This window comes from Pseudomonas sp. GW821-FHT09E04 (assembly GCF_059416185.1).
Genome location: NZ_JBWKOR010000004.1, coordinates 564082 through 585577, shown reverse-complemented (window position 1 = coordinate 585577; position 21496 = coordinate 564082). Strand labels below are relative to the sequence as shown.

Genomic DNA, 21496 nt, shown 5'->3' with positions numbered 1-21496 from the left:
CCTGCGCCCGGTTTTTACCCGATCAGCGTTGCGCTGCGGGGATGCCTTGCGGCTGAGCATCAGCCTTGGCAGCAACCGACGGGCTGGTCGGCCAGGCCTTCAGGTCCAGGTCCAGATCGGTAAATTTGCTGGAGTCGAACACTGGCTGGCTGACGCCGGCGCGGCGCTGCTCGTCGTAGTCACGCATCACGCGCATGCCGACCTTGAACAGCATGGCCAGGGCTATCAGGTTGACGAAGGCCAGGCAGGTCATGGTGATGTCGGCGAAGGCGAACACGGTCGACAGATCCTGCATCGAACCCCAGACCACCAGCGCCAGCACCAGGCCGCGGAAAGTCATCAGCGCAGCGCGGTTGCGGGTGAGGAACTGCAGGCTGTTCTCGCCCAGGTAGTAGTTGTAGAGGATGCAAGTGAAGACGAACAGCGACAGCGCGACGCTGACGAACATGCGACCCCAGTCACCGACCACGGCGGCCAGCGAGTTCTGGGTCAGGACGATGCCGTCACCTTCGAAGCCCGGGGTGTAGAAGCCCGACAGCAGGATCAGCAGCGCGGTGCAGGTGCAGATCACGAAGGTGTCGAGGAACACGCTGAACGCCTGAACCACGCCCTGGGCGCCCGGGTGCTTCACGGCGGCCACGGCGGCGACGTTCGGCGCACTGCCCAGGCCCGCTTCGTTGGCGAATACGCCACGTTTCACGCCCATGACAATCGCGCTGCCGAGCAGGCCGCCGAAGGCCGGGTCGAGACCGAAGGCGCTCTTGAAGATGGTTTCCAGCATGGCTGGCACGTGTTCGATCTGGGTGCCGATCACGTACAGGGTCACGCCGATATAGGCCAGGGTCTTGATCGGTACCAGCAGGTCGGACACCGAAGCGATGCGCTTGATGCCGCCGATGAAGGTGATGGCCAGCAGCACTGCCAGGACGATACCGGTGTGTTGTGGGTCAAAGGCAAAGGCGTTTTGCAGCGAGTGGGTCACGGTGTAGGACTGCAGGCCAATGAAGGCGAAGCCGTAGGTGACCAGCAACAGGATCGAGAACACCACCGCCATGCCTTTGAGCTTCAGGCCGTGCTGGATGTAGTAGGCCGGGCCACCACGGTACAGACCGTCGCCATCGGCGCGCTTGTAGACCTGGGCCAGGGTACATTCGAAGAAGCTGCTGGACATTCCGACCAGTGCGGTCACCCACATCCAGAACACCGCACCCGGACCACCGAGGGTCACGGCGATGCCGACACCGGCGATGTTGCCTGCACCGACGCGGCCGGCGAGGCTGAGCATCAGGGCCTGGAACGAGCTGAGTTGCCCGGCGCTGCCTTTGAGGCTGTCGCGGAACACCGCGAACATGTGGAAGAAGTGACGCAATTGAACGAAACGCGAGCGAATCGTGAAGTAGCTACCGAGCCCGACAATGAGCACGATCAGTACTTTCCCTGAGAGGAAGTCGTTGATGACTTCGAGCATGGATTTTTCCTCGCTGTTTTTTGTGTAAGCAAATACTGGATGGTCGGAAACATCGCGTTACACCGGTGTGCGTTCGGCACGACAGGCGAGGCGAGGGTTTCGTCCCGGTTCCATTTCGCGGGTTTGTTATTAGTTCGGGTTTCGCATGGGTTATGGCCTCGTTACCGACGACCGCTCACGCGAAGAGGGGCGGCACTATACCGATCAGTGCGGCGCCCGTCTGCACGGTTGTGGTGCAAGCGACGAAACGAGGCTTTGAAACACCCGACGTTACCGGCGTCGGGCTTTTGCGGGATGGCTCCCACAGAAGACGTTTGTCCTTTCAAATAGTTAAAAAAAAGGGCTTGGAGAATGATCTCCAAGCCCTCAAAAGGTGAGAGGTGTCTAGTCCCTCGACCTGGTGAGCGGTGCTACAAGTAACGCGTCGGATCAGCCCTTCAGAGGCACCAGACGCGGAGCAATCATGTTTTCCGGGCGCAGGATGTCGGCGAGCATGGCTTCGTCGAGCAGACCTTCTTCGCGCACCAGTTCCAGCACGCCGCGGCCGCTTTCAAGGGCGATACGGGCGATGCGGGTGGCGTTTTTGTAGCCGATGTACGGGTTCAGTGCGGTGACCAGACCGATCGAGTGTTCGACCAGTTCACGGCAGCGCGCTTCGTTGGCGGTGATGCCGACGATGCAGTGCTCGCGCAGCATGTCCATGGCGCGTTGCAGCAGGCGGATCGAGTCGAGGATCTTGAAGGCGATCAGCGGCTCCATCACGTTCAATTGCAGTTGGCCGCCTTCGGCTGCCATGGTCAGCGCCAGATCGTTACCGATGACCTGGAATGCCACCTGGTTTACGGCTTCCGGAATAACCGGGTTGACCTTGCCTGGCATGATCGAGCTGCCTGGCTGACGCGCTGGCAGGTTGATTTCGTTGATGCCGGTACGTGGGCCGCTGGACAGCAGGCGCAGGTCGTTGCAGATCTTCGACAGCTTGACCGCGGTGCGCTTGAGCATGCCGGAGAACAGCACGAAGGCGCCCATGTCGGAGGTGGCTTCGATCAGGTCGGCGGCTGGAACCAGCGGTTGACCGCTGATCAGTGCCAGACGCTGTACGGCCAGGGCCTGATAGCGCGGGTCGGCGTTGATGCCGGTGCCGATCGCAGTGCCGCCCAGGTTCACTTCAGTCAGCAGTTCCGGGGCCAGCGTCTTCAGACGGGCCAGGTCTTCGCCCATGGTGGTGGCGAAAGCGCGGAACTCTTGACCCAGGGTCATCGGCACGGCGTCTTGCAGCTGGGTACGACCCATCTTCAGGACGTGGTTGAATTCTTGACCCTTGGCCGCGAATGCCTGAATCAGGCTGTCGAGGCTGGCCAGCAGCGCGTCGTGACCCAGCAGCAGACCCAGGCGGATCGCGGTCGGGTAGGCGTCGTTGGTCGACTGCGCCATGTTCACGTCGTCGTTCGGGTGCAGGTACTGGTACTCGCCTTTCTGGTGACCCATCGCTTCCAGAGCAATGTTGGCGATCACTTCGTTGGCGTTCATGTTGGTGGAGGTACCGGCGCCACCTTGAATCATGTCGACCACGAACTCTTCGTGGAAATCACCGCGGATCAGACGTGCACAGGCTTCGCTGATGGCAGCGTGCTTGGCTTCGCTCAGGTGACCCAGCTCACGGTTGGCGTCAGCGGCGGCCTGTTTGACCATTGCCAGACCGACAACCAGCTTCGGGTAGTGCGAAATCGGAACGCCCGAGAGACGGAAGTTGTTCACCGCTCGCAGGGTCTGGATGCCGTAATACGCTTGAGCAGGGACTTCGAGGGCGCCAAGCAGGTCGTTTTCTGTGCGGAATGATGCAGCGGAGGACATGATAGAAATCATCTCGATATGGACCCGGTCTGTGCCGGAACGCTGCGAATGCTAGGCTTGTGGGAAATTTTGGGCCAATGCTGTTAAACACTGCCCTATGCACATTCGGCATAATGCCCGTGTGACGCCGCGTGCGCGGCAGACGTGTGACCTGTTTTGGTGCGTGTCCGGGAGGACGTGATGAATCTGGAAAGCAAATGGCTCGAGGACTTCAGTGCTCTGGCCGCCACCCGCAGCTTCTCGCAGGCGGCCGAACGGCGCTTCGTGACCCAGCCGGCCTTCAGTCGGCGGATCCGCAGCCTGGAAGCGGCGCTCGGGCTGACGCTGGTCAACCGTTCGCGCACGCCGGTCGAACTGACGGCGGCGGGGCAACTGTTTCTGGTGACCGCGCGCACGGTGGTCGAACAGCTCGGCGAAGTGCTGCGCCACCTCCATCATCTGGAAGGCGGGCAGGGCGAAGTGATTCAAGTGGCGGCGGCGCACTCGCTGGCGCTCGGTTTCTTCCCGCGCTGGATCGCGCAACTGCGCAACGAAGGCCTGAACATCGCCACGCGGCTGGTGGCGACCAACGTTGGCGACGCGGTGCACGCGTTGCGTGAAGGTGGCTGCGATCTGATGCTGGCGTTCTACGACCCGGACGCAGCGATGCAGATGGACCCGGAAATTTTCCCGTCGCTGCACCTGGGGCAGACCGAAATGCTTCCGGTGTGCGCGGCGGATGCCAATGGCAAACCGCTGTTCGATCTTGAAGGCGAGGCCAGTGTGCCGTTGCTGGCCTACAGCGCCGGGGCGTTTCTCGGGCGCTCGGTGAACGGCTTGTTGCGCCAGCGTGCGCTGCGCTTCACCACTATTTATGAAACCGCCATGGCCGACAGCCTGAAAAGCATGGCCCTCGAAGGCCTCGGCATTGCCTGGGTGCCGCAACTGAGCGTGCGCAACGAGCTCGCCCGTGGCGAACTGGTGGTTTGCGGCGGCCCGCAATGGCACGTGCCGCTGGAAATTCGCCTGTACCGCTGCGCGCTGGTGCGCAAGGCCAATGTACGGTTGCTGTGGCGCAAGCTTGAAGGCGGTGCGGCACAATCTTCCTGAATGCGCTGGTGCTGACCTTTGAGTCAATAAAACCGGGGCTTTGGCTCATTTGACAGATGGTCGCATCGGGGGCTGTTTATTGCTTTCTTTGCGGTATACTGCGCGGCCTTCGGCCGGTTCGTCCGGCCATTTTTCCTACAACAAGCCACGCATTCTGCGTGGCTTGTTGTTTTTGACGCGCCTGCGGGCGCCCAGAGAGAAGAGGCGCGACGATGAGTGCACTGGTTGGCGTGATCATGGGCTCCAAGTCCGATTGGTCCACCCTTAGCCACACCGCCGATATGCTGGAAAAGCTCGGCATCCCGTACGAGGTCAAGGTGGTTTCTGCCCACCGCACCCCGGATCTGCTGTTCCAGTACGCCGAAGAGGCTGAAGGCCGCGGCATCGAGGTGATCATCGCCGGTGCCGGTGGCGCAGCCCACCTGCCAGGCATGTGTGCGGCCAAGACCCACCTGCCGGTGCTGGGCGTACCGGTGCAGTCGGCGATGCTCTCGGGCGTCGATTCGCTGCTGTCGATCGTGCAGATGCCGGCCGGCATCCCGGTTGCCACCCTGGCCATCGGCAAGGCGGGCGCGATCAACGCAGCTTTGCTGTCTGCGAGCATCCTGGGCGCCAAGCATCCACAATTCCACGCGGTACTGAAGACCTTCCGTGCCGAGCAGACAGACAGCGTCCTGGACAATCCAGACCCACGTATTGCCTGAGGTTGTTGAGATGAAGATCGGTGTAATCGGTGGCGGCCAGTTGGGTCGCATGTTGGCCCTGGCGGGCACCCCGCTGGGCATGAACTTCGCTTTCCTCGACCCTGCGCCGGACGCTTGCGCCGCTGCACTGGGCGAACACCTGCGGGCCGATTACGGCGATCAGGATCACCTGCGTCAGCTGGCCGATGAAGTCGATCTGGTGACCTTCGAGTTCGAAAGCGTCCCGGCTGAAACCGTGGCGTTCCTTTCGCAATTCGTGCCGGTTTACCCGAGCGCCGAAGCCCTGCGCATCGCTCGCGACCGCTGGTTCGAGAAGAGCATGTTCAAGGACCTGGGGATCCCGACCCCGGCGTTCGCCGACATCCAGTCGCAAGCCGATCTGGACGCCGCCGTCGCTTCGATCGGCCTGCCTGCCGTGCTGAAAACCCGCACCCTGGGTTACGACGGCAAGGGCCAGAAAGTCCTGCGCAAGCCTGAAGACGTGGTCGGCACATTCGCCGAGCTGGGCAGCGTGGCCTGCCTGCTGGAAGGCTTCGTGCCGTTCACCGGCGAAGTGTCGCTGATCGCCGTGCGCGCCCGTGATGGCGAGACGAAGTTCTATCCATTGGTGCACAACACCCACGACAGCGGCATTCTCAAGCTGTCGATCGCCAGTACCGATCACCCGTTGCAGGCCCTGGCCGAAGACTACTCCAGCCGTGTCCTCAAGCAGCTGGACTACGTTGGCGTGATGGCGTTCGAGTTCTTTGAAGTCGACGGTGGCCTCAAGGCCAACGAAATCGCCCCGCGCGTGCACAACTCCGGGCACTGGACCACCGAAGGCGCCGAGTGCAGCCAGTTCGAAAACCACCTGCGGGCCGTAGCCGGTCTGCCGCTGGGTTCGACCGCCAAGGTCGGCGAGAGCGCGATGCTCAACTTCATCGGTGTCGTTCCGCCGGTTGAAAAAGTCATCGCCATCGACGATTGCCACCTGCATCACTACGGCAAGGCTTTCAAGGCCGGGCGCAAGGTCGGTCACGCCAACCTGCGCTGCAAGGACAAGGCGACGCTCGAGCAGCAGATCCTCAAGGTCGAAGCGCTGATCGCCGAGTAACAACAGTTTCATGTGGCAGCGGCGGAACCATTAGGGGCCGCCGTTCTCTGATGGCAGGATGCCAAAGTCTGGCTAGGCTATAGCCAATCAATCAGAGGGAAATGCCATGGGAATTATCGGAACCATTTTTATCGGCCTGATCGTTGGCCTGCTGGCACGGTTCCTGAAACCGGGCGATGACAGCATGGGCTGGATCATGACCATCCTGCTGGGCATCGGCGGTTCGCTGGCAGCCACTTACGGCGGTCAGGCCCTGGGCATTTATCACGCGGGCCAGGGCGCAGGCTTTATCGGTGCGCTGGTGGGCGCGATCATCCTGCTGGTGATCTACGGCCTGATCAAAAAGAACTGATCCAAAGCGACAAAGCCCTCTCTGCCAAACCGGTGGAGAGGGCTAGAATGCTCGGCGATTGACTGTTTCCTCCTTCCTGCGAGCATCTTCATGCGCCGTCTTCTGTTGACTCTCCTTTTGCTGGGCAGCGGTCTGGCCCACGCCGGCGATCTGCCGGAAACCGACTGGCTGGAACTGATGCCCAAGTCGGATCAGAAAGCCCTCGAGGCCATGCCTGAAATCGACCACAACTCCCCGGAAGCCACCGGCACCTTCACCGAGAAGGGCGGGATGAAGCAGGCCAAAGGTTTGCCGGCGGTGATGTACTCGACCAAGACCGTGGCGTCGATGAACGACAAACACATCCGCATCGGCGGTTATCCGGTGCCGCTGGAGTCCGACGCCAAGGGCCGCAGCACGTTGTTTTTCCTGGTGCCGTACCCGGGCGCGTGCATCCACGTGCCGCCACCGCCGCCGAACCAACTGGTGCTGGTGCGTTATCCAAAGGGTTTGAAGCTGGACGACATCTATACACCGCTGTGGGTGACCGGCACGCTGAAGATCGAAAAGGTCAGCAATGACCTGGCCGATGCGGCGTATGCGCTGGAGGCGGACAAGGTGCGGGTGGTGCAGGAAAAGGATCTGTAATTCCGAGCGGCAAAAAAAATCGCAGCCCTTGGGCTGCGATTTTTGTTTTCAGAGTGGCTGGCTGCCGACGCTGACACCCATGGTGTGGCTGGCCTCCGGTGCCAGGGTCACCACATCGTCCATCACGTTCGCCGTCTCGATGCACAGCATGCGCTGCCAGCCATCGTTGTCCATGTCGCTGAACGCGGCGGCGCGGTCGATCCACGGGTTCCAGATCACCGCCGTGCGTGAACCGGTAGCGGTCAGCACGATGCGTCGTTCCCAGGCTGGATCGACGATGCTCAGTTGCGGCGGAGCATTGAGGTAGATGCGGTCGGTTTCCCCGGCAAAGCGCAAGTCACCGTGCTGGTTGTGCGTCTTCCAGTCATCCAGGGTCTCGATGTAATCCAGGCCGTCCACGCCTTCGACGCGCACGTTGCGCACATCGCTGACGGCGAAGTAACTGTGCAGCGCCTGGCTGATGCTGACGGTGTCGGCGCCACGGTTGTGGCTGGTCAGGCTGATGTGCAGTTGATCGTCGAGGCGCAGGGTCAGGGTCAGATCGACCTGATGCGGCCAACCCGGGAAACCACCTTCCGGGTAGGGCAGCTTGAACTCCACTTTCAGGCTTTCGCCCTCGGTTTCGATACCGCCCAGTTCCCAATCCATCGCCCGGACAAACCCGTGGGCGGCGGCCGGTTCTTCGCTGACGCGCATCGCCTGCACGCTCTGCGGGTTGCGGGCAAAGACGCCGAACCACGGCCAGCACACCGGCACGCCGGCGCGGATGCTCTTGCCGGTCTTGAACACGGCCTTGTCGTTCAGCCAGATCAACGGCGGCTGGCCGTCCACCTGATAACTGAGGATGTGCGCGCCTTGCTGGGCGACCAGCACTTCGGCCTGACCGTGGCGGATGCGCCAGCAGTTCAGTTCATCCAGTTTCACGGCTTCAACGTTGGGCGTGTTCATGGGACAACTCTCGAATCAGCAACTTGGGACGACTATCGACCTTCAAACGGCCGCGAGGTTTAACGTGCGCGTGGCGGAACGGAGCGAGTGCGACCGCTGCCATCGATGGCAACGAACACGAACACCGCTTCGGTCACTTTACGCCACTCGCTGGACAGCGGATCGTCGCTCCACACCTCGACCATCATCTGGATCGAGCTGCGGCCGATTTCCAGGGTCTGGGTATAAAAGGACAATTGCGCGCCGACAGCCACCGGCACCAGAAACGCCATGCGATCGATGGCAACGGTCGCGACACGGCCACCGGCGACGCGGCTGGCCATTGCAGTGCCGGCCAGGTCCATCTGCGCCACCAGCCAGCCGCCGAAAATATCGCCAAAGCCGTTGGTTTCGCGAGGAAGCGCGGTGATTTGCAGGGCCAGGTCGCCTTGCGGGATCGGATCTTCTTGTTCGAGCTCTATCATGCCGGGGGTGCCTCTGACCCGTGACTCTTCGTTGGGTATTGCTGGTGGTAGCCGTCTTCAGGAAAAACGATTCAGCACCGAACATACTACGTTCGTCACGTTTTCCATAAGGCGTCTAAAGGGGAAACTCTGCGAAACCGGCTGGATCCACGCGCCAAGGCGACCAACGACGTTTTCGCACAGCAACCCCCTACAAGCGGGAGCAAGATTGCGAGTATATCGGTCGGTAGACTCCGCGACGACCGTCCGGTTCTCATTTCGACCGTCAAAAACGCGCCTCTATGTGCTTTTTCGAACAATTTGCTATGGTGCCGAACCTGCCCGAGCCACAGCCAGCGTTGTTGTGGCGGCAGATCCGACTATAAGAGAAGACCTTGCCATGACCACAGCGCCTTCGAGCCTCGCGCAGCCCGACCAACCCGCACGACCGTTGACCCGCAATGACTACAAGACTCTGTCGCTATCGGCCCTGGGGGGCGCGCTGGAGTTTTACGATTTCATCATTTTCGTGTTCTTTGCCACCGTGGTCGGCAAGTTGTTCTTCCCGGCCGACATGCCCGAGTGGCTGCGCCTGATGCAGACCTTCGGCATTTTCGCTGCCGGTTACCTCGCGCGGCCGTTGGGCGGGATCGTCATGGCGCACTTCGGCGACCTGCTGGGGCGCAAGAAGATGTTCACCCTGAGCATTTTCATGATGGCAGTGCCGACCCTGATCATGGGCCTGCTACCGACTTATGCACAGATCGGCATGTGGGCGCCGATCCTGCTGCTGTTGATGCGCGTCATCCAGGGCGCGGCGATTGGCGGCGAAGTGCCGGGGGCGTGGGTCTTCGTTTCCGAACACGTACCCGGGAAGCACATTGGTTACGCCTGCGGGACCCTGACCAGCGGCCTGACCGCCGGCATCCTGCTGGGCTCGCTGGTCGCCACCGCGATCAACAGCATCTATACGCCAGTGGAAGTCTCGGATTACGCCTGGCGGATCCCGTTCCTGCTCGGTGGCGTGTTCGGCCTGTTCTCGGTCTACCTGCGCCGTTGGCTGCACGAGACCCCGGTGTTCGCCGAGCTGCAACAGCGCAAGGCCCTGGCCGAAGAAGTGCCGCTGCGCGCGGTGCTGCGTGACCATCGCGGTGCGATCGCCATTTCGATGCTGCTGACCTGGCTGCTGTCCGCCGGCATCGTCGTGGTGATCCTGATGACCCCGACCGTGCTGCAGACGGTCTATCACTTCTCGCCGACCACCGCGCTGCAATCCAACAGCCTGGCGATCGTATTCCTGAGCCTGGGCTGCATCATTTCCGGTGCATTGGCCGATCGCTTTGGTGCCGGTCGCGTGTTCGTGTTCGGTTGCCTGGGGTTGTTGATCAGCTCCTGGACCTTCTATCACAGCCTCGCCGATCACCCGAACTGGCTGTTTCCGCTGTATGCGCTGACCGGTTTCCTGGTCGGCACCATCGGCGCGGTGCCGTACGTGATGGTCAAGGCGTTCCCGCCGGTGGTGCGCTTCAGCGGTCTGTCCTTCTCTTATAACGTCGCTTACGCCATCTTCGGCGGCCTGACCCCGATGGTGGTCAGCCTGCTGCTTAAAGAAAGTGCGATGGGGCCTGCCTATTACGTGGCGGTGCTGTGCGGGATGGGGATCCTGGTCGGCGCCTGGCTGTGGAGCAAGGGCCGGTAATTCACGCCGCTGAATCAGCCTCACACGTTCGGTTACAACTGAAAGGCCAGCCTTCCGACAGGGGATGCTGGCCTTTCATCCAATTGTCATATTTCAGCCATAGAGTGTTCACACGGCCTGCTGATACTTGGCCCCGACTTAACACCCCCTATCTGCTAGGAGTAAGGCATGAAACTGAAGCGTTTGATGGCGGCAATGACTTTTGTCGCTGCTGGCGTTGCGACCGCCAACGCGTTCGCCGCTGTTGACCCGTCGATCCCGAGCTACACCAAGACCACTGGTGTGTCGGGCAACCTGTCCAGCGTCGGCTCCGATACCCTGGCCAACCTCATGACCTTGTGGGCCGAGAACTACAAAAAAGAATACCCGAACGTAAACATCCAGATTCAGGCCGCTGGCTCCGCCACCGCGCCACCTGCGCTGACCGAAGGCACCTCCAACCTGGGCCCGATGAGCCGCAAGATGAAGGACACCGAACTGGCGGCCTTCGAACAGAAGTACGGCTACAAGCCAACCGCTATCCCGGTTGCCGTGGACGCCCTGGCTGTATTCGTGCACAAGGACAACCCGATCCAGCACCTGACCATGGAACAGGTTGACGCGATCTTCTCGTCCACCCGTCTGTGCGGCGCCAAAGCCGAAGTGAAAACCTGGGGTGACCTGGGCGTGACCGGTGACCTGGCCAACAAGCCGGTTCAACTGTTCGGTCGTAACTCGGTATCCGGCACCTACGGCTACTTCAAGGAAGAAGCCCTGTGCAAAGGCGACTACAAGCCTAACGTCAACGAACAACCAGGCTCGGCTTCGGTCGTGCAGTCGATCAGCTCCTCGCTGAACGGCATCGGTTACTCGGGCATCGGCTACAAGACCGCCAGCGTGAAAACCGTTGCTCTGTCGAAGAAAGGCAGCACCGATTTCATCGAAGACACCGAAGAAAACGCCCTGAACGGCAAGTACCCGCTGTCCCGTTTCCTGTACGTATACGTCAACAAAGCCCCGAACAAGCCTCTGGCCCCGCTGGAAGCCGAGTTCGTGAAACTGGTTCTGTCGAAACAGGGCCAGGAAGTGGTAGTGAAAGACGGCTACATCCCACTGCCGGCCAAGGTTGCTGCAAAAGCACTGGCTGACCTGGGCCTGCAGGAAGGCGGCGCTGAAGTCGCAAAAAAGTAACAAACTGAGTCAGGGGTGAACCCCGCCTGACTCACGTGTGGGGCCCGGCCCGCAAGCGGCCCGGCTCCCACACTCCCCGAATTCTTTTATCCACTGCCAGTGCCCTGCTGGCGGCGGATTTGGTGCGTCACTGCATTGTCATCTTTCTGTCATACAGGATCGCTAGGGTGTGCGCATGAATGATCTGGCCAATTCCAAAATGACTACGAACCCTCCCAAGCGCATTGACTTCAATACGCCTGAGTTGCAACGCAAGCGCCGCATTCGCGCGCTCAAGGATCGCTTCACCCGCTGGTACGTCCTCGTCGGCGGTCTGGCGGTGCTGGCAGCCATCACCCTGATCTTCTTCTTCCTCGCTTACGTCGTCGCGCCACTGTTCAAGGGCGCTGACCTGACCGCGAAAGATGCAATCACCCCGGCCTGGATGCAGGACGCCGGCAAGCCGCTGATGATTTCGCTCGAAGAGCAGAATCAGGTGGCCATGCGCGTTTCCGACAAGGGCCAGGCGCTGTTCTTCGACATCGACAGTGGCGCTGAATTGAAGCGCGTCGATCTGCCTTTGCCGGCAGGCGCCAGTGTGACCTCCATCGGCGAAGACCAGCCGGGTCATCCGCTGGTGGCCGTGGGCCTGTCCAACGGTCAGGCGCTGGTGTTCCGTCACACCTATAAAGTCAGCTACCCGGATGGCAAGAAAACCATCACCCCGGCGGTCGAGTTCCCGTACGGCGAGACGCCGATTGCGCTGAACGAGAGCGGCGGTGCGCTGGAGCACGTCAGCCTCAACGCCACCGACTCGACGCTGATGCTGGTCGGCTCCACCGGTTCGCAACTCAATGTGCTGTCGCTGACCAGCGAAGAAAACATGATGACCGGCGAAGTCACCAACGAGCAGAAACGTATCGATCTGCCGCAGATGACTGAGCCGGTGAAGAACATCTTCGTCGATCCGCGTCAGCAATGGCTCTACGTGATCAACGGCCGTGCCCAGGCCGACGTGTTCAGCCTGCGCGACAAGAGCCTCAACGGTCGCTACAAACTGCTGGAAAACGCCGACGCGCAAGTTACCGCTTCCACCCAGCTGGTGGGCGGTATCTCGCTGATCGTCGGTGACTCCACCGGTGGCCTGGCCCAGTGGTTCATGGCCCGCGACACCGATGGCGAACTGCGCCTGAAGCAGATCCGTACCTTCCAGATGGGCAAGACGCCAATCGTTGAAATCACCGCTGAAGAACGTCGCAAGGGCTTCCTGGCCCTGGATGCCAGCGGCAAGCTCGGCGTGTTCCACAGCACCGCGCACCGCACCTTGCTGGTCGATCAGGTGGTCGAAGGCGAGGGCCTGTTCGGTCTGTCGCCGCGTGCCAACCGTGTGATCGTCGAGGCCGGCGGCAAGCTGCAACCGCTGCTGCTCGACAACCCGCATCCGGAAGTCTCGTGGAGCGCGCTGTGGAGCAAGGTCTGGTACGAGAACTACGACGAGCCTAAATACGTCTGGCAATCGACCGCTGCCAACACCGATTTCGAACCGAAACTGAGCCTGTCGCCGCTGACCTTCGGCACCCTGAAAGCCGCGTTCTACGCGATGCTGCTGGCCGCGCCGCTGGCCGTTGCCGCTGCGATCTACACCGCGTACTTCATGGCCCCGGGCATGCGCCGCAAGGTCAAACCGGTGATCGAGCTGATGGAAGCGATGCCGACGGTGATCCTCGGCTTCTTCGCCGGCCTGTTCCTCGCGCCGTATGTGGAAGGGCATCTGCCGGGCATTTTCAGCCTGCTGATGCTGCTGCCGATCGGCATCCTGGTCGCCGGTTTCACTTTCAGCCGCCTGCCTGAGTCGATCCGCCTGAAAGTCCCGGATGGCTGGGAAAGTGCGCTGCTGATCCCGGTAATCCTGTTCGTGGGCTGGCTGTCGCTGTACATGAGCCCGTTCATGGAGAACTGGTTCTTCGGCGGTGACATGCGCATGTGGATCTCCCACGACCTTGGCATCACCTACGACCAGCGCAACGCACTGGTGGTCGGTCTGGCCATGGGTTTTGCGGTGATCCCGAACATCTACTCGATCGCCGAAGACGCCGTGTTCAGCGTGCCGCGCGGCCTGACCCTGGGCTCGCTGGCCCTCGGTGCCACGCCGTGGCAGACCATGACTCGCGTGGTGATCCTGACCGCCAGCCCGGGCATTTTCTCGGCGCTGATGATCGGTATGGGCCGTGCGGTCGGTGAAACCATGATCGTGCTGATGGCCACTGGCAACACCCCGGTCATGGAAATGAACCTGTTCGAAGGCCTGCGCACCCTGGCCGCCAACGTCGCGGTGGAAATGCCAGAGTCGGAAGTCGGCGGCAGCCACTACCGCGTGCTGTTCCTCTCGGCGCTGGTGCTGCTGTTGTTCACCTTCGTCATGAACACCCTCGCGGAACTGATTCGTCAGCGTCTGCGCAAGAAATACTCGTCGCTTTAAGAAAGGTAGAAGTCTGTGAAACAGAACTCCCTGAATGGATGGTTCAAGAGCGGCGCCCCGGGCGTCTGGATCAGCGGTGGCGCGGTGTCCATCGCGGTCATCATGACCATTGGCCTGCTGGCGGTGATTGCCGTGCGCGGTCTGGGTCACTTCTGGCCGGCGGATCTGATCCACGCCAGCTACGACGTCCCGGGCCAGGGCAATCACCTGGTCATCGGCGAAGTGGTGCAGAAGGAAGAAGTGCCGCGTGCACGTCTGAAGAGCGCCGGTCTGCCGGTGCCGGACGCCGGCCCGGAATTCATGACTCGCGAGCTGATCAAGGTCGGCAACCGTGACTTGAACGGCAACGACTTCACCTGGATCGTCGGCGAGTGGCTGACCAACCAGACTACGCCGCCAGAGCTGATGGCGATCGAGCGTCGCGAGTGGGGCAACTTCTACGGCTACCTGGTCAACGTCAAACAGGACGGCAAGGTCATCGCCGAAGGCGAAGCGGCCTGGCCTGAACTGCAAGCGCGGATCAACCGTGTGAACGGCCTGGCCGCGCAGCTGAAGTCGCTGGAAAAAACCGACATCGGCGCGATCAACGCCGGTCTCGAGCGCATCCGTCTGCACGGTCGCAAACTGGAGCTGGAAGGCAAACTCGACGCCACCGCGCAAGCGGACATGGACGCCGAACGTGCCGAGCTGAACGCCCGCTATCAAGACGTTGAAGCCCGTCTGGCCGACCTGCACGCGCAGTTCAACCGTGACGCTTTGACCGCTCGTGATGCCAACGGCAAGGAAATCGAAATCGGTCTGGGCAAGGTGGTTCACGCCTACCAGCCGAACGCCATGAGCACCTTCACCAAGGTCGGTTTCTACTTCAGCAAGATCTGGGAATTCCTGTCCGACGATCCGCGTGAAGCGAACACCGAAGGCGGGATCTTCCCGGCCATCTTCGGCACCGTGATGATGACCCTGATCATGGCGATGATCGTGACCCCGTTCGGCGTGCTGGCGGCGGTGTACCTGCGTGAATACGCCAAGCAGAACGCCCTGACCCGGATCATCCGGATCGCGGTGAACAACCTCGCGGGTGTTCCGGCGATCGTTTACGGCGTGTTCGGTCTGGGCTTCTTTGTCTACGTGCTGGGTGGTTCGGTCGACCGCTTGTTCTTCCCTGAAGCACTGCCGGCACCGACCTTCGGTACGCCGGGTCTGCTGTGGGCTTCGTTGACCCTGGCGCTGCTGGCGGTGCCGGTGGTGATCGTGGCCACCGAAGAAGGACTGGCGCGGATTCCTCGCACCGTGCGTGAGGGCTCGCTGGCCCTGGGCGCGACCAAGGCTGAAACCCTGTGGAAGATCGTGATCCCGATGGCCAGCCCGGCCATGATGACCGGCATGATCCTCGCCGTGGCCCGCGCCGCCGGTGAAGTGGCGCCGCTGATGCTGGTGGGTGTGGTGAAGCTGGCGCCGTCGCTGCCGGTGGATGGCAACTACCCGTACCTGCACCTGGACCAGAAGATCATGCACCTGGGCTTCCATATTTATGACGTCGGCTTCCAGAGCCCGAACGTCGAAGCCGCACGACCGCTGGTGTACGCCACCGCGTTGCTGCTGGTGCTGGTGATTGCCGTGCTCAACCTGTCGGCGGTGTGGATTCGTAACCACCTGCGCGAGAAGTACAAGGCGTTGGACAGCTGATCGCCGTTACAAGAATTGAAGGGCTGCCGGCCTGAATCCCGGCAGCCAACCGAACCGAATTTGTTAGCACAGGGAGCCTCCCATGCAGCACGAAACACATACCCACGGCATCAACATGTCTGCCCTGGGCCGCGACAAGCAGAGCCTGAACCTCGAACAGGAAACCGTGGCCATCGAAGTGCCGGGCCTGAGCCTGTTCTACGGCGAGAAACAAGCGCTGTACGACGTCAGCATGAACATTCCGAAACAGCGCGTGACCGCCTTCATCGGCCCGTCCGGCTGCGGCAAGTCCACGCTGCTGCGTACCTTCAACCGCATGAACGACCTGGTGGATGGCTGCCGTGTCGAAGGCGCGATCAACCTCTACGGCAACAACATCTACCGCAAGGGCGAGGACGTGGCCGAGCTGCGTCGCCGGGTCGGCATGGTGTTCCAGAAGCCTAACCCGTTCCCGAAGACCATCTACGAGAACGTGGTCTACGGCCTGCGCATCCAGGGCATCAACAAGAAACGCATCCTCGACGAAGCTGTCGAGTGGGCGTTGAAAGGCGCGGCCCTGTGGGACGAAGTGAAAGACCGTCTGCATGACTCGGCACTCGGCCTGTCCGGTGGTCAGCAGCAACGTCTGGTGATCGCCCGTACCATCGCCGTGGAGCCGGAAGTGCTGCTGCTCGACGAACCGTGCTCGGCCCTCGACCCGATCTCGACCCTGAAAGTCGAAGAGCTGATCTACGAGCTCAAGTCCAAGTTCACCATCGTCATCGTGACCCACAACATGCAGCAGGCGGCGCGGGTGTCCGACTACACGGCGTTCATGTACATGGGCAAACTGGTGGAATTCGGCGACACCGATACCCTGTTCACCAATCCGGCCAAGAAGCAGACCGAAGACTACATCACCGGTCGTTACGGCTAGCAGACACTGGTTGTCGCTCACTGAATTGACGCTGCGGCCCGCCGCACCTTACCGGACGCTCCAAGGACGCCAACATGATTAGTAAAGAAGGCCTTACCCACCACATTTCCGCGCAGTTCAACGCCGAACTGGAAGAAGTGCGCAGCCACCTCCTGGCCATGGGCGGGCTGGTCGAGAAGCAGGTCAACGACGCGGTCACCGCGCTGATCGAGGCCGACTCGGGTCTGGCCCAGCAAGTGCGCGAGATCGACGACCAGATCAACCAGATGGAACGCAACATCGACGAAGAATGCCTGCGCATTCTGGCCCGTCGTCAACCGGCGGCGTCCGACCTGCGTCTGATCATCAGCATCTCCAAGTCGGTGATCGACCTGGAACGCATCGGCGACGAAGCGACCAAGATCGCCCGTCGTGCGATCCAGCTGTGCGAAGAAGGTGAAGCGCCGCGCGGTTACGTCGAAGTGCGTCACATCGGCGACCAGGTGCGCAACATGGTCCGCGATGCGCTGGACGCATTTGCCCGCTTCGACGCCGATCTGGCGTTGTCGGTGGCGCAGTACGACAAGATCATCGACCGCGAATACAAGACTGCCCTGCGCGAGCTGGCGACCTACATGATGGAAGACCCACGCTCTATTTCGCGGGTCTTGAGCATTATCTGGGTGCTGCGTTCGCTGGAGCGGATCGGCGATCACGCACGCAACATCTCCGAGTTGGTGATTTACCTGGTGCGCGGCACCGACGTGCGCCACATGGGCCTCAAGCGCATGAAGGAAGAAGTTGAAGGAACAAGTGGTGAAACCGCTAATGTTCCGGGCGATGCTGACGATAAGTAAGATTGCCTGAGAAAAGCGCCCGGCCCTTTGGCCGGGCGTTTTTGTTTCTGCTTTTCAGAAGGCAGAAGCGAATTAAAAAGCAGCACCCGCGAACGAAAAGTCCCGGCGTGACTGAAGAGTTTTGGCAATGTGCCATCAGCCAGCGTTATGCTTGCCGGGATTTTAATAGGGGTGTTGGATGAGCAAGATCAGTGTGTTGGTCGTGGACGATGCATCGTTCATTCGTGACCTGGTGAAAAAGTGCCTGCGTAATTACTTCCCGGGGATCCGCACCGAGGACGCCGTCAACGGTAAAAAGGCTCAGGCCATGCTGGCCAAGGAAGCGTTCGACCTGGTTCTGTGCGACTGGGAAATGCCGGAAATGTCTGGCCTCGAACTGCTGACCTGGTGCCGTGAGCAGGACAATCTCAAGACCATGCCGTTCGTCATGGTCACCAGCCGTGGCGACAAGGAAAACGTGGTACAGGCGATTCAGGCCGGCGTTTCCGGCTACGTCAGCAAGCCGTTCACCAACGAGCAACTGCTGACCAAGGTCAAGCAGGCCCTGAACAAGGTCGGCAAGCTCGACACCCTGATGAACAGCGCCCCGACCAAGATGAATTCGGCGTTCGGCAACGACTCCCTGAGCGCGTTGACGGGCGGCAAGGCAGCGGTCATCGGCTCCGCACCGGCGGTAGCTCCCGTGAATCCGTTTGCCAAGCCTGCTGCCGCGGCCCCGGCACCTGCCGCCGCGCCACAGCGTGGCCTGCTCAACAGCCCGCCCGTGAAAGCACCGGCAGCCTCCGCCGCTCCGGCCAGCGGTCGTGGTCAGGGCCAGCTGCGCCTGCCAAGCGGCACCCAGCAATGCGTGATCAAGGCCCTGAGCATCAAGGAAGCGCTGCTGGTGGTGAAACGCACCGACACCCTGCCGCAGATCCTCGACAGCGCCGTGCTCGATCTGGAGCAGGGCGACAACGCCGAAATCGCCCGCCTCAACGGCTACCTGCACGCCATCGTGGCGCATGAGCAGAAAGCCGACAGCGACTGGCTGCAACTGACCTTCCGTTTCGTCGACCAGGACGCGCAGAAGCTCGACTACATCTCCCGCCTGATCGCACGTGGCACGGCGCAGAAACACTTCGTTCCGGGCGCGTAATACGCCTCGCAGCCAGAGTTCTCTGTTGCTAACGACTCGGCCCCTTCCTGATTTTCAGGAAGGGGCCGAGTCGTGTTTGGCAGGTCAAAAATCGACCATTCATCGGTACTGTCAGATCTGACAGGTGTGCAAGTCGAGCATTCGAAATAGCCTTGGTTTCGTCAATCCAACCGGGATTGCTGAACGAGCAAGGAGCTTCGCCATGTGGGAAAAAATATCGAAAGAGCAAGCCAAGGCGGCCAGAGAGTTGGTCGATCCGACACTTCCGCACCTTTTGATCAATGAAGCCACTGCAGGTCATGTCAGCTACGAGCAACTGATGAAGGGACTGACTCTTTCAAGTGCGAAAGATGATCCTCGCATTGAAGGTGCGAAAGTCCGGGTTTTCATTGCTGGGCAATCAGGCGGATTTTCTGAGGTAATCGAAGCGGTTCAGACTCAAAAAATCCAAACCGTTGTACCCAAGGAAAAGTCCGAAACCTTTGCGGGAGATAGTTCACAGGTTTGGTATTACGTGATTGAGTTTGCCTCTGGCGATGAAAAGTGGACGGCATCGGAACGCGAACATTATTCAATGGGCGCCAAGCCTTGAACGGTTAGTGGCTACCCGTTGAGCTGGAAGCGCCGGCATCATTTCGGTGATTGGCGCTTTGTGACGAGTCGAAACGTTGCGTGCGTTGTTTGAAACATCTCTGCACTACCCTGGTCTGTCTCAGCTGCTAGGCTCAATCCCAGGCCTCACTCGACAGAACTTTTGCCCATGCCCCTGCGCCTGCTGTTTTTCTGTGGTCTGCTCATGGCCTCCACCTCGACTGTGGCCATGACGATCTACAAATCCACCGATGCCAACGGAGTGGTTTCGTACAGCGACCGTCCGAGCAAAGGCTCCCAGGTGTTCGTGTTTCAGGACCGGATGGTCGAGCGCCTCGAACGCCAGGTCTATCTCGACATCAAGAAGCAGAAGGGCACGGACGTGGTGTTCGTGCGCAACGACCTGTATGCGCCGGTCGAGGTTGCGCTGGCGTTTACCGGGATGAGCAATGTGCGTGGCGCTCCCGCGGAAACGATCCGTCGGGTGTTGCCGGCGCGCAGCAATACGCGGCTGGCGTTGCTGACGGCGGTGTCCGGCGGCAAGCCGCTGGTGTACACCCCGATGTTCCAGTATTCCCTCGGTGACCCCGCTGGCGCGGCTCAGAGTTATCGCTATCCGTTTCCGTGGCGGGGCGGGCCATTCCGTCTGAGTCAGGGTGCCAATGGCGACTACAGCCATTACGGGCCGAAGAACAAATACGCGATGGACATCGCCATGCCGGTCGGTACGCCGATCATCGCGGCGCGGGCCGGTGTGGTGGTGAAGACCGAGAACTCCCAGAGCGGGCGCGGCACCGATCCTTCCGGCAATTTCGTGCGGGTGCTGCACGACGACGGCACGATGGGCGTGTATCTGCATCTCAAGCAAGGGTCGGTGGGTGTGCGGGAAGGTCAGCGAGTGGCGGTGGGCAGTCCGCTGGCGCTGTCCGGCAATACCGGCAACAGCAGCGGCCCGCACCTGCACTTCGTGGTGCAGCGCAATACAGGTGGGGGGTTGGTGTCGATTCCGTATCAGTTCAACCAGCCGCTGGGGGCGTTGCCCAACTTTGCGTTGGGCAAGCGGTAATCCCCGTCAGTCGAGCATCAGCACCTTGGCCAGAATGATTTTCGGGCCTTTCATCTTCTTGATGATGATCCGCAGACCTTCGACTTCCAGCACTTCTTCCTCTTCCGGGACCCGTTTCAGGGTTTCGTAGATCAGCCCGGCGAGGGTTTCGGCTTCAATGTGATCCAGGTCGATTCCCAGAAGGCGCTCGACCTTGAACAGCGGCGTATCGCCCCGTACCAGCAACTTGCCTGGCTGGTAGGCGAGGATGCCGCGCTCGGCCTTGCGGTGTTCGTCCTGGATGTCGCCGACCAGCACTTCCAGCACGTCTTCCATGGTCAGGTAGCCGATGATGTTGCCGTCGGCCTCTTCGACCACGGCGAAGTGCGAGCCGCCCTTGCGGAACTGCTCAAGCAACTGCGACAGCGGCATGTGCCGGGAAACGCGCTCCAGCGGGCGGGTCAGTTCGGCGAGGTTGAACGACTCGGGGATGTGATCCAGCGCCGCCAGCTCGAGCAGCAGATCCTTGATATGCAGCAGGCCGACGAACTCCTGGCGCTCGCTGTCGTACACCGGATAACGGCTGAACTTGTGGCGACGGAACATCGCCAGGATTTCTTTCAGCGGGGCGTTGAACTCCAGGGTGATCAGGTCTTCCCGGGAGTTGGCCCAGTCGACCACTTCCAGCTCGCCCATTTCCACCGCCGAGGCCAGCACGCGCATGCCCTGGTCGCTCGGGTCCTGGCCACGGCTGGAGTGCAGGATCAGTTTCAGTTCTTCGCGGCTGTAATGGTGCTCGTGATGCGGGCCGGGTTCACCTTGCCCTGCGATGCGCAGGATGGTGTTGGCGCTGGCGTTGAGCAGGTAGATCGCCGGGTACATGGCCCAGTAGAACAGGTACAGCGGCACCGCCGTCCACAGCGACAGCAATTCGGGTTTGCGGATCGCCCAGGATTTGGGTGCGAGTTCGCCGACCACGATGTGCAGGTAGGAAATGATGAAGAACGCGGTGAAGAACGAAATGCCTTTGACGACTTCGGCCGACTGCACGCCGACCACGCTCAGCAGCGGCTCGAGAATGTGCGCGAACGCCGGCTCGCCGACCCAGCCCAGGCCGAGGGAGGCGAGGGTGATACCGAGCTGGCACGCCGAGAGGTAAGCATCGAGCTGACTGTGCACCGTGCGCAGGATGTGCCCGCGCCAGCCATGCTGTTCAGCGATGGCTTCGACCCGGGTCGAGCGCAGTTTGACCATGGCGAACTCCGCCGCAACGAAGAAGCCGTTGAGCAGAACCAGGATCAGAGCGAAAAGAATCATGCCGAAATCGGCGAAAATGGTAGCGAGGGACAAGCCAGGGGAAGGGTCCATGATGGAGTTTTGCG

At 61.1% G+C, this 21496-nt stretch carries 19 protein-coding genes; 14 read left to right on the top strand and 5 right to left on the bottom strand.

The features are described 5' to 3' along the window. Window positions 1-22: 22 nt before the first annotated feature. Both AC07N4_RS17785 and aspA read right to left on the bottom strand, forming a co-directional pair. Window positions 23-1468 carry an alanine/glycine:cation symporter family protein gene (locus AC07N4_RS17785; RefSeq protein ID WP_102620659.1) on the bottom strand — a complete coding sequence of 482 codons (1446 nt, stop codon included), beginning with the start codon at window positions 1466-1468 and terminating at the stop codon, window positions 23-25. Between the two features lie 429 nt (window positions 1469-1897). Continuing rightward, a complete protein-coding gene (gene aspA / locus AC07N4_RS17780; protein WP_096817152.1) occupies window positions 1898-3322 on the bottom strand; it encodes an aspartate ammonia-lyase in 1425 nt (474 codons plus the stop codon). Between the two features lie 180 nt (window positions 3323-3502). Here aspA and AC07N4_RS17775 point away from each other — a divergent pair, with 180 nt between their 5' ends. From AC07N4_RS17775 to AC07N4_RS17755, 5 genes are all read left to right on the top strand, one after another. Then, complete coding sequence (locus AC07N4_RS17775; RefSeq protein ID WP_096817154.1) at window positions 3503-4411, top strand: LysR substrate-binding domain-containing protein; 909 nt, start codon at window positions 3503-3505, stop codon at window positions 4409-4411. Window positions 4412-4623: 212 nt separating this feature from the next. Next, window positions 4624-5115 (top strand): 5-(carboxyamino)imidazole ribonucleotide mutase, encoded by a 492-nt coding sequence (gene purE, locus AC07N4_RS17770; protein WP_007954291.1) that lies wholly within the window; start codon window positions 4624-4626, stop codon window positions 5113-5115. Window positions 5116-5125: 10 nt separating this feature from the next. Next, complete coding sequence (locus AC07N4_RS17765; RefSeq protein WP_096817156.1) at window positions 5126-6208, top strand: 5-(carboxyamino)imidazole ribonucleotide synthase; 1083 nt, start codon at window positions 5126-5128, stop codon at window positions 6206-6208. A gap of 106 nt (window positions 6209-6314) precedes the next feature. After that, window positions 6315-6560 carry a GlsB/YeaQ/YmgE family stress response membrane protein gene (locus AC07N4_RS17760; RefSeq protein WP_096817158.1) on the top strand — a complete coding sequence of 82 codons (246 nt, stop codon included), beginning with the start codon at window positions 6315-6317 and terminating at the stop codon, window positions 6558-6560. 90 nt (window positions 6561-6650) lie between these two features. After that, a complete protein-coding gene (locus AC07N4_RS17755) occupies window positions 6651-7187 on the top strand; it encodes a DUF3299 domain-containing protein (RefSeq protein WP_096817160.1) in 537 nt (178 codons plus the stop codon). Between the two features lie 48 nt (window positions 7188-7235). Here AC07N4_RS17755 and AC07N4_RS17750 read toward each other — a convergent pair whose 3' ends face one another. Together AC07N4_RS17750 and AC07N4_RS17745 are read right to left on the bottom strand one after the other, a co-directional pair. Then, window positions 7236-8135, bottom strand: a complete 900-nt coding sequence (locus AC07N4_RS17750) for a D-hexose-6-phosphate mutarotase (protein WP_493065596.1) — start codon at window positions 8133-8135, stop codon at window positions 7236-7238. A gap of 59 nt (window positions 8136-8194) precedes the next feature. Further along, complete coding sequence (locus tag AC07N4_RS17745; protein WP_003229628.1) at window positions 8195-8599, bottom strand: acyl-CoA thioesterase; 405 nt, start codon at window positions 8597-8599, stop codon at window positions 8195-8197. Window positions 8600-8978: 379 nt separating this feature from the next. Between AC07N4_RS17745 and AC07N4_RS17740 the strand changes: the two genes are divergently transcribed. From AC07N4_RS17740 to AC07N4_RS17700, 9 genes are all read left to right on the top strand, one after another. Then, a complete protein-coding gene (locus tag AC07N4_RS17740) occupies window positions 8979-10277 on the top strand; it encodes an MFS transporter (protein WP_096817164.1) in 1299 nt (432 codons plus the stop codon). A 168-nt stretch (window positions 10278-10445) separates the two neighbouring features. Next, entirely contained in the window at window positions 10446-11447 is a 1002-nt protein-coding gene (locus tag AC07N4_RS17735) for a phosphate ABC transporter substrate-binding protein PstS (RefSeq protein ID WP_085731336.1), read from the top strand. 424 nt (window positions 11448-11871) lie between these two features. Continuing rightward, a complete protein-coding gene (locus tag AC07N4_RS17730; protein ID WP_173861303.1) occupies window positions 11872-13905 on the top strand; it encodes an ABC transporter permease subunit in 2034 nt (677 codons plus the stop codon). Window positions 13906-13920: 15 nt separating this feature from the next. After that, window positions 13921-15591: a phosphate ABC transporter permease PstA gene (gene pstA / locus AC07N4_RS17725; protein WP_096817169.1), complete on the top strand. Its 1671-nt coding sequence runs from the start codon at window positions 13921-13923 to the stop codon at window positions 15589-15591. Between the two features lie 82 nt (window positions 15592-15673). After that, complete coding sequence (gene pstB, locus AC07N4_RS17720; RefSeq protein ID WP_065258233.1) at window positions 15674-16507, top strand: phosphate ABC transporter ATP-binding protein PstB; 834 nt, start codon at window positions 15674-15676, stop codon at window positions 16505-16507. Between the two features lie 74 nt (window positions 16508-16581). Continuing rightward, window positions 16582-17343 carry a phosphate signaling complex protein PhoU gene (phoU, locus tag AC07N4_RS17715; protein WP_007954334.1) on the top strand — a complete coding sequence of 254 codons (762 nt, stop codon included), beginning with the start codon at window positions 16582-16584 and terminating at the stop codon, window positions 17341-17343. Window positions 17344-17521: 178 nt separating this feature from the next. Next, complete coding sequence (locus tag AC07N4_RS17710; RefSeq protein WP_493065597.1) at window positions 17522-18478, top strand: response regulator; 957 nt, start codon at window positions 17522-17524, stop codon at window positions 18476-18478. A gap of 202 nt (window positions 18479-18680) precedes the next feature. Beyond that, window positions 18681-19070 (top strand): hypothetical protein, encoded by a 390-nt coding sequence (locus AC07N4_RS17705; RefSeq protein ID WP_493065598.1) that lies wholly within the window; start codon window positions 18681-18683, stop codon window positions 19068-19070. 168 nt (window positions 19071-19238) lie between these two features. After that, the gene (locus AC07N4_RS17700) at window positions 19239-20135 is read left to right on the top strand and encodes a peptidoglycan DD-metalloendopeptidase family protein (protein ID WP_096817172.1); all 897 of its coding nucleotides are present in this window, start codon (window positions 19239-19241) and stop codon (window positions 20133-20135) included. A gap of 6 nt (window positions 20136-20141) precedes the next feature. On the opposite strand, the gene AC07N4_RS17695 is transcribed toward AC07N4_RS17700, so the two are convergent. Continuing rightward, a complete protein-coding gene (locus AC07N4_RS17695; RefSeq protein ID WP_493065599.1) occupies window positions 20142-21482 on the bottom strand; it encodes a hemolysin family protein in 1341 nt (446 codons plus the stop codon). Between the last annotated feature and the right edge of the window lie 14 nt (window positions 21483-21496).

Coding starts and splice junctions, on each gene's coding strand:
- AC07N4_RS17745 (WP_003229628.1), bottom strand. CDS start 8,599: ATGATAGAGCTCGAACAAGAAGATCCGATCCCGCAAGGCGACCTGGCC.
- AC07N4_RS17730 (WP_173861303.1), top strand. CDS start 11,872: ATGCAGGACGCCGGCAAGCCGCTGATGATTTCGCTCGAAGAGCAGAAT.
- phoU (WP_007954334.1), top strand. CDS start 16,582: ATGATTAGTAAAGAAGGCCTTACCCACCACATTTCCGCGCAGTTCAAC.
- AC07N4_RS17735 (WP_085731336.1), top strand. CDS start 10,446: ATGAAACTGAAGCGTTTGATGGCGGCAATGACTTTTGTCGCTGCTGGC.
- AC07N4_RS17740 (WP_096817164.1), top strand. CDS start 8,979: ATGACCACAGCGCCTTCGAGCCTCGCGCAGCCCGACCAACCCGCACGA.
- AC07N4_RS17760 (WP_096817158.1), top strand. CDS start 6,315: ATGGGAATTATCGGAACCATTTTTATCGGCCTGATCGTTGGCCTGCTG.
- AC07N4_RS17700 (WP_096817172.1), top strand. CDS start 19,239: ATGCCCCTGCGCCTGCTGTTTTTCTGTGGTCTGCTCATGGCCTCCACC.
- AC07N4_RS17710 (WP_493065597.1), top strand. CDS start 17,522: ATGAGCAAGATCAGTGTGTTGGTCGTGGACGATGCATCGTTCATTCGT.
- AC07N4_RS17765 (WP_096817156.1), top strand. CDS start 5,126: ATGAAGATCGGTGTAATCGGTGGCGGCCAGTTGGGTCGCATGTTGGCC.
- pstB (WP_065258233.1), top strand. CDS start 15,674: ATGCAGCACGAAACACATACCCACGGCATCAACATGTCTGCCCTGGGC.
- aspA (WP_096817152.1), bottom strand. CDS start 3,322: ATGTCCTCCGCTGCATCATTCCGCACAGAAAACGACCTGCTTGGCGCC.
- AC07N4_RS17750 (WP_493065596.1), bottom strand. CDS start 8,135: ATGAACACGCCCAACGTTGAAGCCGTGAAACTGGATGAACTGAACTGC.
- AC07N4_RS17785 (WP_102620659.1), bottom strand. CDS start 1,468: ATGCTCGAAGTCATCAACGACTTCCTCTCAGGGAAAGTACTGATCGTG.
- AC07N4_RS17695 (WP_493065599.1), bottom strand. CDS start 21,482: ATGGACCCTTCCCCTGGCTTGTCCCTCGCTACCATTTTCGCCGATTTC.
- purE (WP_007954291.1), top strand. CDS start 4,624: ATGAGTGCACTGGTTGGCGTGATCATGGGCTCCAAGTCCGATTGGTCC.
- AC07N4_RS17755 (WP_096817160.1), top strand. CDS start 6,651: ATGCGCCGTCTTCTGTTGACTCTCCTTTTGCTGGGCAGCGGTCTGGCC.
- AC07N4_RS17775 (WP_096817154.1), top strand. CDS start 3,503: ATGAATCTGGAAAGCAAATGGCTCGAGGACTTCAGTGCTCTGGCCGCC.
- AC07N4_RS17705 (WP_493065598.1), top strand. CDS start 18,681: ATGTGGGAAAAAATATCGAAAGAGCAAGCCAAGGCGGCCAGAGAGTTG.